The following is an 8,529-nucleotide window of genomic DNA, read 5'->3' as shown; positions in this document are numbered from 1 at the left end:
AAAGAGCGATAATAAAAAGCCCCGGATTGCTCCGGGGCTGGCTATCACTCGTCAGTGACGATTTACGCTTAGTACGCGCCGAGATCGCTCCAGACCTGGAACTGACCGCAGTTCAGATCCGGCTGGTTGCCCTGAGACCACCATTTCACCTGGTAGTTATGGCCTTTCCAGCTCACGATTTCAAAGCTGCCCCAGTTGCTGCCATAGACGGTGCTGGCATTCCACAGCGGGTAAGGCGTGGTTTCGTCAGAAGGAACAGCATCATCATCTGCCGGTTGAGGCGTATCATCGGTGCGATCCTGGTCGTCAGCCGGCTCGTCCTCGGTATCATCAGTCTGAGTCGCGGCGACGACGGAGAGCACAAAGCGCTGCTGCGTTGACGGTTCACCCCAGGTATCGCGCACGAACAGGGTGAAGGTATACTCGGTATCCGCAGCCACTTTCGGCACATCGAACTCAATGACCGCCGCGGTTTTATCGGCGACGTTGATCGCCGCGGGCACGCCCCAGCTAAAGGTCAACTCGTCGTTATCTTCATCAGAAGATTTTTCGCCGGAAAGGCGCACGCGGGAGCCGCCTACCACCATCAGTTCGATAGCGGCTTTCGGCGCATGGTTTACCGACGGTTCAGGCTGGACGGTATCCTCCTCCTCTTCCTCCGGTTCAGCCGGTGTATCCGCCGGGTCGACGTTGATGCCTTCGAAATAGAACGGCTCCATATCGATAATTTCAGACGCCATTTCATAGCCCAGACCCTCACGGGCGGCGTTAACCAGCACGCCGTTGTCCTGGTCGATTGTCCAGGTGAACAGCGCGCCCAGGCCGAGGCTGGCGGCGTATTCGCCCTTGGCTTTCACCGTGCGCGGCGTATCCAGGGACATGAACAGTTTGCTGTCAGGGTTGTAGAGGTAGTCCGCGTCGGCAACCTTGTCGGTGTAGACGTTGAAGCCGTTACGGCCTTTCTGGTTTTCCAGATCCAGGTAGTTATAAATGATGTCGTACCATTCGGTGGTGCCCGATTCGAAGGAGCCTACGGTGGTGCCGGTGCCCGGGTTATAGGTACCCTTCAGCGGAGAAAGGGATTCCAGCTCCGCGTTGCGCCCGTTACGGGTGTAGGCAGCGTAACCAATATTGATTCGCTCTGCCGGGAAGCCTTCGGACAGCAGATGGCCGACAACGGTATCCACCCCCCAGCCGCCTTCTTCCAGCGCCTTCAGGTTGGTGTGGTGGGTCACGCTTTCCGCCCACGGGGTACCGAAGAAGTCATAGGTCATGACGTTGATACCGTACAGGCCCGCTTTCAGCAGCGCATTGACGTTGGAGTAGCCGAGCGTCTTGACCACCGCCGAGCTGGCAATGGAGATTTTGACGTTGCTCAGGCCTGCGGCGTCCAGCTGCTTACGCAGTTCGCCAATCAGCAGGGCGTAGTTCTCGCCGTCTTCCGGGCCGTACGGGTTGCCAGCGCCTTCGGCGTTCGGATATTCCCAGTCGATATCCACTTCGCTGAACATCGGGAACTGTTTGAACAGTTTTACCACGCCTTTGGCAAAGACCTTACGCGCGGCGTCAGACGCGGCGGTTTCATGGAAACCGTTGCTCATGCTCCAGCCGCCGATGCTCATGGACAGCACCAGGTCGTGGCCCTGCTGCTTCGCTTTGGCCTGCAGATCGCGCAGGCCGCCGAGCAGGCCTTTAGTATTACTCTGGGTCACGGTCTTCGGATCGACATCCCAGCCGCTGACGGTATGACCAACGTTAACGTAAGACTGGAAGTCGCCCCACGGGTCGAGGAAGGTGGGCTCGTACTTCACTTTCCCGCACTGATCGGCACCTTCGGCAACCACGTCGCGCCACAGGTTGTCTACTTTGTGGAAGCCGGTCACGCCGACGAAACCGACGATGATTTTGTCGTAGGCGGTAGGAGAAACGTTGGTCAGGTCGTAGCCGCGACCGCGGTTATCTTTTGAATTATCGCCCTGCAGACGACCATCATACTGTGACCAGTCGGTGTAGTAGCCGAAGACTTTGGGTTTGGTGGTGGAGGCTTTGTATTTGTTATAGACCGGTTTAGCGACGCGAGCGGAGGTATAGCTGTATGCGCTCACTTCTGTTGCCGGGTTAAAGCCGTCTGCGGCGTTGCTGGTTTCGGTCAGCGTATCGCCCTTAATCAATTTGCTCGTTGCCACGTTAATTTCCTTCTGTGTTGAATGACCACCTCAAGCGGTGTGGGGCAGATAATCGGGCAACGCGGCGGCCGGGGCTAATCACAAAATAACACCTGAAACGATGATATTTCGGCTGATGGGCGATGAGGGTGATAGGGCGTTAAACGGTGAAAAAGCCTGTTATAACAACGCGATGATATATGAAATGAGGCGCGATGAGATCCCGGCGACCGGCGCCGGGAAGCGTGGCTTACGCAAAGAGGGCCGCTAAGCGCTGCAGCACCAGTACGGCGCTGTAGTAATCCAGGCGGAAGGTTTCCGTCCCCAGCGGATAAACGCGTTTGCCTTCAACGGCGGGCAGATGCGCCAGCAGCGGGTTGGCGTTAATCGCGTCGGCGTCCTTTTGGTCGCCGGCAAACAGGAACAGGCTCTGGCCGTTAAGTCCGGCGGCTAAGTTTTCCCCGCCCAGCTGCACGATATCATGCCGTTTTCCCTGGCTCTGGCTGGCATGCAGCCCGCCGGGCAGGTCGGCAAGGGTAAAGCCCAGCTGCTCGAGCAGCTGTCCCTGAGCGGATTCTTTGGTCCAGATATTGGCGCTATGGGCCGCGGCGGTGTAGACCAGCGCGGTGACCGGCTGCGGCGGCAGCTTCATTTTCTCTTTCAGCGCCGCCAGCTTTTTATCAAACTCCGCGATTCTCTCCGCCGCCTGTTTTTCGTGGCCGGTAATCTCCCCCAGTTGGGTCAGCAGGGCCTGCCAGCTTTTATCATCGTAGTTAATGATAAGCGTCGGGGCGATGGTGGAAAGCTGGTCGTAGAGCATCATCGCCGAATCGCCGCCGGTGGCGCTAATCAGAATGAGATCCGGCATTTGCGCCGCGACGGCCTCAGCGCTCGGTTCGCCAATATAGAGGCGCGACAGCTTGCGCGCTTTCGCCACATCGCTCCACTGGCGTAAAAATCCCTGACCGTCGGCGACGCGGTTATTGGGCGTCGTGGCCCCGCTGGCCACCACCGGCGCGTCAATCGCCAGCAGCGAGCCGGTCAGCGTCACGCTGGTGGAAACAATGCGCAGCGGCTGGCTTTCCAGCTTATGGGGTCCCCGGCTGTCGGTTATCTGACGCGGCCAGTCTGCCGCCAGCGCTGAGCTAATTCCGAAAATCGCCAGGCCGCTGGCGAGGAGGGTACGGCGGCAAAAGGTGGAGAAATTCACGTATTCGCATCCTGGTTAAGTAGTGATAAATGCTTCTCATTTTCAGCTGTGAGCGGCGTCGATGCAAGCTTAAGTCGCACAACATGCTACCTGTACGGTTGACATAGCGCGCAATACCTTTTAGGTTACCCAACCAAAATATAAATGATAATTATTCGTAATATCTTTATCGTTTTTGGAGGATGATATGGAAACGTCTTTGGCTGAGGAAGTACGGGAGAAAAAAATGACTCTGCCGCCGGAAAGCTTCTTCTTTATGTCGCCGTACCGCAGCTTCACCACCGCTGGCTGCTTTAGCCGATTCTCTCATCCGGCCGCCGACGGCGATAATCCGGACGGGGAGTTTCAGCAAAAAATAGCGGCCTCGTTTAAAGCGGCGCGGGCTGCCGGGATCGCAAAGCCTGTGATGGTCGGCGCCATTCCGTTCGATACCAGTGAGCCTTCCGAGCTGTTTATCCCCGCGAGCTGGACAGCGTTCTCCCGCACTGAAAAGCAGCACTCCGCGCGCTATGCGTCCGGGCAACAGCCGATGGACGTGGTGCAGCGCCGGGAGATCCCCGAACAGGACACCTTCATGGCGATGGTGGCGCGCGCGGCGGCCCTCACCGCGACGCCGAAAGTGGACAAAGTGGTCCTCTCGCGCCTGATTGATATCACCACCCGCGAACGGGTGGATAGCGGGGCGCTGCTCGAGCGCCTGATCGCCCAGAACCCGGCCAGCTATAACTTCCACGTGCCGCTCTCGGACGGCGGCGTGCTGCTGGGCGCCAGCCCGGAGCTGCTGCTGCGTAAAGAAGGCGCGCATTTCAGCTCTCTGCCGCTGGCCGGTTCGGCCCGTCGCCAGCCGGACGATGTGCTGGACCGCGAAGCGGGGCACAGGCTGCTGGCATCGGAAAAAGACCGCCACGAACATGAGCTGGTGACCCAGGCGATGAAGGCCGTATTAGCGCCGCGCAGCAGCGAACTCTCCCTGCCGGACTCTCCGCAGCTGATCACCACGCCGACCCTGTGGCATCTGGCGACGCAGATTCAGGGCACCGCGCTGGCAAATGAGAACGCCATGTCGCTGGCCTGCCTGCTGCACCCGACGCCGGCGCTGAGCGGCTTCCCGCATCAGGCGGCGAAACGCCTGATTAACGAACTGGAGCCGTTCGACCGTCAGCTGTTCGGCGGCATCGTCGGCTGGTGCGATGATGAAGGCAACGGCGAGTGGGTGGTGACCATCCGCTGCGCGCGCCTGCAGCAGCGCACCCTGCGGCTATTTGCTGGCGCAGGTATCGTCCCGGCCTCTTCGCCGCTAGGCGAGTGGCGCGAAACCGGCGTCAAACTGACCACCATGCTGAACGTATTCGGCTTGCAATAAGGGACTATGATGATCGAATTTACCCGCTGGCCGGAAGAGTTTGCGGCCCGCTATCGGCAAAAAGGTTACTGGCAGGATCTGCCGCTAACCCATCTGATTACCCGTCATGCGGAAAACGACGCTCCCGCGATTATCGACGGCGACAAAAGCTACAGCTACCGTGAATTCAACCGCCTGGTGGATAACCTCGCCTCCTCGCTGCAGCGTCAGGGCCTGAAGCGCGGCGAAACGGCGCTGGTGCAGCTGGGCAACGTTGCGGAATTTTATATCACCTTCTTCGCGCTGCTGCGTATCGGCGTTGCGCCGGTCAACGCGCTGTTCAGCCACCAGCGTAGCGAGCTGAACGCCTACGCCGCGCAGATTGAACCCGCTTTGCTGATTGCCGACCGCGAACACGCGCTGTTTGCCGATGATGATTTTCTTAACGCTTTTGTCGCCCAGCATACGTCGGTACGCGTGGCCCTGCTGCTGAACGACGGCGGCGAACGCAGCCTGGCGGCGGCCATCGCGCGGCCTGACGATAATTTCGTCGCGCATCCGACGCCCGCTGACGAAGTGGCCTTTTTCCAGCTCTCCGGCGGCAGCACCGGTACGCCGAAGCTCATTCCGCGTACTCATAACGACTACGAATACAGCATTCGCCGCAGCAACCAGCTGTGCGGCGTAAGCGCCGAAACGCGCTATCTGAACGCGCTTCCCGCCGCCCACAACTACGCGATGAGCTCGCCGGGTTCACTCGGCGTCTTCCTCGCCGGCGGCGTGGTGGTGCTGGCGCACGACCCGAGCGCCACCCTCTGCTTCCCGCTGATCGAAAAGCACCAGATTAACCTGACCTCGCTGGTTCCGCCGGCGGTAAGCCTGTGGTTACAGGAGATCCATGAGTCCGGCAGCAATGCCCGTCTGCAGTCGCTGCGGCTGCTGCAGGTAGGTGGGGCGCGCCTGTCCGCGACCCTCGCCGCGCGTATTCCGGCGGAAATCGGCTGTCAGCTCCAGCAGGTCTTCGGCATGGCGGAGGGGCTGGTGAACTATACCCGCCTCAACGACAGCCCCGAGCGCATTATCAATACCCAGGGCTGCCCGATGTGTCCTGATGACGAAGTGTGGGTGGCCGATGCGCAGGGTAATCCGCTGCCGCGCGGCGAAGTCGGGCGCCTGATGACCCGTGGCCCTTATACCTTCCGCGGGTACTACAAGAGCCCGCAGCATAATGCCGAGGCCTTTGATGCCGATGGTTTCTACTGCTCTGGCGATCTGATCTCGATCGATGAAGATGGCTATATCACCGTGCAGGGGCGGGAAAAAGATCAGATCAACCGCGGCGGCGAGAAGATCGCGGCGGAAGAGATCGAAAACCTGCTGCTGCGCCATCCGGCGGTGATCCACGTCGCGCTGGTCAGCATGGAAGATAGCCTGCTGGGGGAAAAGAGCTGCGCATATCTGGTGGTAAAAGAGCCTCTGCGCGCGGTGGCGGTACGCCGCTTCCTGCGGGAACAAGGGGTCGCAGAATTTAAACTGCCGGACCGCGTGGAGTGCGTTGATGCGCTGCCGCTGACGCCGGTGGGCAAAGTCGATAAAAAACAATTACGTCAGTGGCTGGCTGAACGCAAGCTGGGCTGAAGGAGAAGACAGAATGGCAATCCCAAAATTACAGGCTTACGCGCTGCCGGAAGCCAGCGATATCCCGGCGAACAAAGTGAACTGGGCATTTGAGCCGTCCCGTGCCGCGCTGTTGATCCACGATATGCAGGAGTATTTCCTTAACTTCTGGGGCGAAAACAGCGCGATGATGGAGAAAGTGGTGGCCAACATCGCCGCCCTGCGCGAGTTCTGCAAACAGAACCATATTCCGGTTTTTTACACCGCCCAGCCGAAAGAGCAGAGCGATGAAGACCGCGCGCTGCTGAACGACATGTGGGGGCCGGGCCTGACCCGTTCGCCGGAGCAGCAGCAGGTGATTGCCGCGCTTGCGCCGGACGACAACGACACCGTGCTGGTGAAGTGGCGCTACAGCGCGTTTCATCGCTCGCCGCTGGAGGAGATGCTGAAAGAGGCGGGGCGCGATCAGCTAATCATCACCGGCGTATATGCCCATATCGGCTGCATGACCACTGCGACCGATGCGTTTATGCGCGATATTAAGCCGTTCTTCGTTGCCGACGCGCTGGCCGATTTCAGCCGCGAGGAGCACCTGATGGCGCTCAACTACGTGGCGGGTCGCTCCGGTCGAGTGGTGATGACCGAAGAGCTGCTGCCGCTGCCGGCATCGAAAGCGGCGCTGCGGGCGCTGGTGCTGCCGCTGCTGGATGAATCCGACGAACCGATGGATGACGAAAACCTGATCGACTACGGCCTGGATTCGGTACGCATGATGGCGCTCGCCGCCCGCTGGCGTAAAGTGCACGGCGATATCGACTTCGTGGTGCTGGCGAAAAATCCGACCATTGATGCCTGGTGGGCGCTGCTTTCCCGCGAGGTGAAATAATGAACGGGCTCGATTTTCACGGCCGGACCGTGTGGATCACCGGCGCGGGCAAGGGGATCGGCTACGCCACCGCCCTGGCGTTCGTTGAGGCCGGCGCGCAGGTAACCGGGTTCGATTTGGCGTTCGACGGCGAAAGCTACCCGTTCGCCACCGAGACGCTGGACGTTGCCGACGCGCAGCAGGTGGCGCAGACGTGCGGCCGCCTGCTGGCAGGGATCGCGCGGCTGGATGTGCTGGTCAATGCCGCCGGTATTTTGCGGATGGGGGCGACCGATGCGCTGAGCCAGGAAGACTGGCAGCAGACCTTTGCCGTTAACGTTGGCGGGGCGTTTAACCTGTTCCAGCAGACGATGGCGCAGTTCCGCCGCCAAAAAGGCGGGGCGATTGTGACCGTGGCGTCCGACGCTGCGCATACGCCGCGCATTGGCATGAGCGCCTACGGCGCATCAAAGGCGGCGCTGAAGAGCCTGGCGCTGACCGTCGGGCTGGAGCTGGCGGGCAGCGGCGTACGCTGTAATCTGGTTTCTCCTGGCTCTACCGATACCGATATGCAGCGGACGCTGTGGGTGAGCGATGACGCTGAGCAGCAGCGCATTCGCGGCTTCGGCGAGCAGTTTAAGCTGGGCATTCCGCTGGGCAAAATCGCCCGCCCGCAGGAGATTGCCAATACCATTCTGTTCCTCGCCTCCGACCACGCCAGCCATATCACGCTGCAGGATATCGTGGTGGACGGCGGCTCGACGCTGGGGGCATAAATGGCCTGGAAACGTCAGCTGACGCTGGATGAACTCAACGCGACCAGCGTCAATACGATGGTGGCGCATCTGGGCATCGTTTATACCCGGCTTGAGGAGGGCGTGCTGGAAGCGGAAATGCCGGTCGACGCGCGAACCCATCAGCCGTTCGGGCTGCTGCACGGCGGCGCCTCCGCGGCGCTGGCGGAAACCCTGGGCTCGATGGCCGGGTGGCTGATGACCGAAGAGGGGCAGTGCGTAGTGGGGACCGAGCTCAATGCCACCCATCACCGGGCGGTCTCCAGCGGCAAAGTCCGCGGCGAATGTCGGGCGCTGCACCTGGGGCGTCAGGGCCAGAGCTGGGAAATTGCGGTGTTCGACGAGCGGGGACGACGCTGCTGCACCTGCCGTCTGGGCACGGCGGTCCTCGGCTGAGGCATAGCCTGTTCCCGGGTCGCGCTGCGCTTACCCGGGCTACGGGTAACGCGCCGTCTGTGGTTCCGGACAACTCACCGTCGTCTGCGGCTTCTTCCCGGGTCGCGCTGCGCTTACCCGGGCTACGGGTTCATCATCGT

7 protein-coding genes are annotated in these 8,529 nt (G+C 60.6%); 5 read left to right on the top strand and 2 right to left on the bottom strand.

Annotation, left to right across the window (positions count from 1 at the left end; genetic code table 11):
- Positions 1-68 precede the first annotated feature (68 nt).
- Both ABLU87_RS04640 and fepB read right to left on the bottom strand, forming a co-directional pair.
- A complete protein-coding gene (locus tag ABLU87_RS04640) occupies positions 69-2,186 on the bottom strand; it encodes a glycosyl hydrolase family 18 protein (protein WP_265810283.1) in 2,118 nt (705 codons plus the stop codon).
- A 229-nt stretch (positions 2,187-2,415) separates the two neighbouring features.
- Positions 2,416-3,375, bottom strand: coding sequence for a Fe2+-enterobactin ABC transporter substrate-binding protein (gene fepB / locus ABLU87_RS04635; RefSeq protein WP_122117906.1), 960 nt, complete (start codon positions 3,373-3,375; stop codon positions 2,416-2,418).
- A 187-nt stretch (positions 3,376-3,562) separates the two neighbouring features.
- Between fepB and entC the strand changes: the two genes are divergently transcribed.
- The 5 genes from entC to entH are packed head-to-tail and all read left to right on the top strand — an operon-like array spanning position 3,563 to position 8,389.
- Positions 3,563-4,738, top strand: a complete 1,176-nt coding sequence (gene entC / locus ABLU87_RS04630; protein WP_122117905.1) for an isochorismate synthase EntC — start codon at positions 3,563-3,565, stop codon at positions 4,736-4,738.
- A 9-nt stretch (positions 4,739-4,747) separates the two neighbouring features.
- Positions 4,748-6,355 carry a (2,3-dihydroxybenzoyl)adenylate synthase EntE gene (gene entE, locus ABLU87_RS04625; protein ID WP_122117904.1) on the top strand — a complete coding sequence of 536 codons (1,608 nt, stop codon included), beginning with the start codon at positions 4,748-4,750 and terminating at the stop codon, positions 6,353-6,355.
- 13 nt (positions 6,356-6,368) lie between these two features.
- Positions 6,369-7,220: an enterobactin biosynthesis bifunctional isochorismatase/aryl carrier protein EntB gene (gene entB / locus ABLU87_RS04620; RefSeq protein WP_025108237.1), complete on the top strand. Its 852-nt coding sequence runs from the start codon at positions 6,369-6,371 to the stop codon at positions 7,218-7,220.
- Positions 7,220-7,975, top strand: a complete 756-nt coding sequence (entA, locus tag ABLU87_RS04615; protein WP_014837779.1) for a 2,3-dihydro-2,3-dihydroxybenzoate dehydrogenase EntA — start codon at positions 7,220-7,222, stop codon at positions 7,973-7,975. The genes entB and entA overlap by 1 nt, the downstream gene beginning before the upstream one ends.
- Complete coding sequence (gene entH, locus ABLU87_RS04610; RefSeq protein WP_004848685.1) at positions 7,976-8,389, top strand: proofreading thioesterase EntH; 414 nt, start codon at positions 7,976-7,978, stop codon at positions 8,387-8,389.
- The last annotated feature ends 140 nt before the right edge of the window (positions 8,390-8,529 follow it).

The organism is Klebsiella sp. CB_Kp196 (genome assembly GCF_040061575.1).
In the GTDB taxonomy this organism is placed as follows: domain Bacteria; phylum Pseudomonadota; class Gammaproteobacteria; order Enterobacterales; family Enterobacteriaceae; genus Klebsiella; species Klebsiella michiganensis.
Note: the sequence above shows the minus strand (reverse complement) of the source record. Positions and strands in the feature narration are given on the sequence as shown.

Excerpts from the sequence above, each read along its gene's own strand:
- entH (WP_004848685.1), top strand. The coding sequence starts at position 7,976 with ATGGCCTGGAAACGTCAGCTGACGCTGGATGAACTCAACGCGACCAGC.
- entA (WP_014837779.1), top strand. The coding sequence starts at position 7,220 with ATGAACGGGCTCGATTTTCACGGCCGGACCGTGTGGATCACCGGCGCG.
- entE (WP_122117904.1), top strand. The coding sequence starts at position 4,748 with ATGATCGAATTTACCCGCTGGCCGGAAGAGTTTGCGGCCCGCTATCGG.
- entB (WP_025108237.1), top strand. The coding sequence starts at position 6,369 with ATGGCAATCCCAAAATTACAGGCTTACGCGCTGCCGGAAGCCAGCGAT.
- entC (WP_122117905.1), top strand. The coding sequence starts at position 3,563 with ATGGAAACGTCTTTGGCTGAGGAAGTACGGGAGAAAAAAATGACTCTG.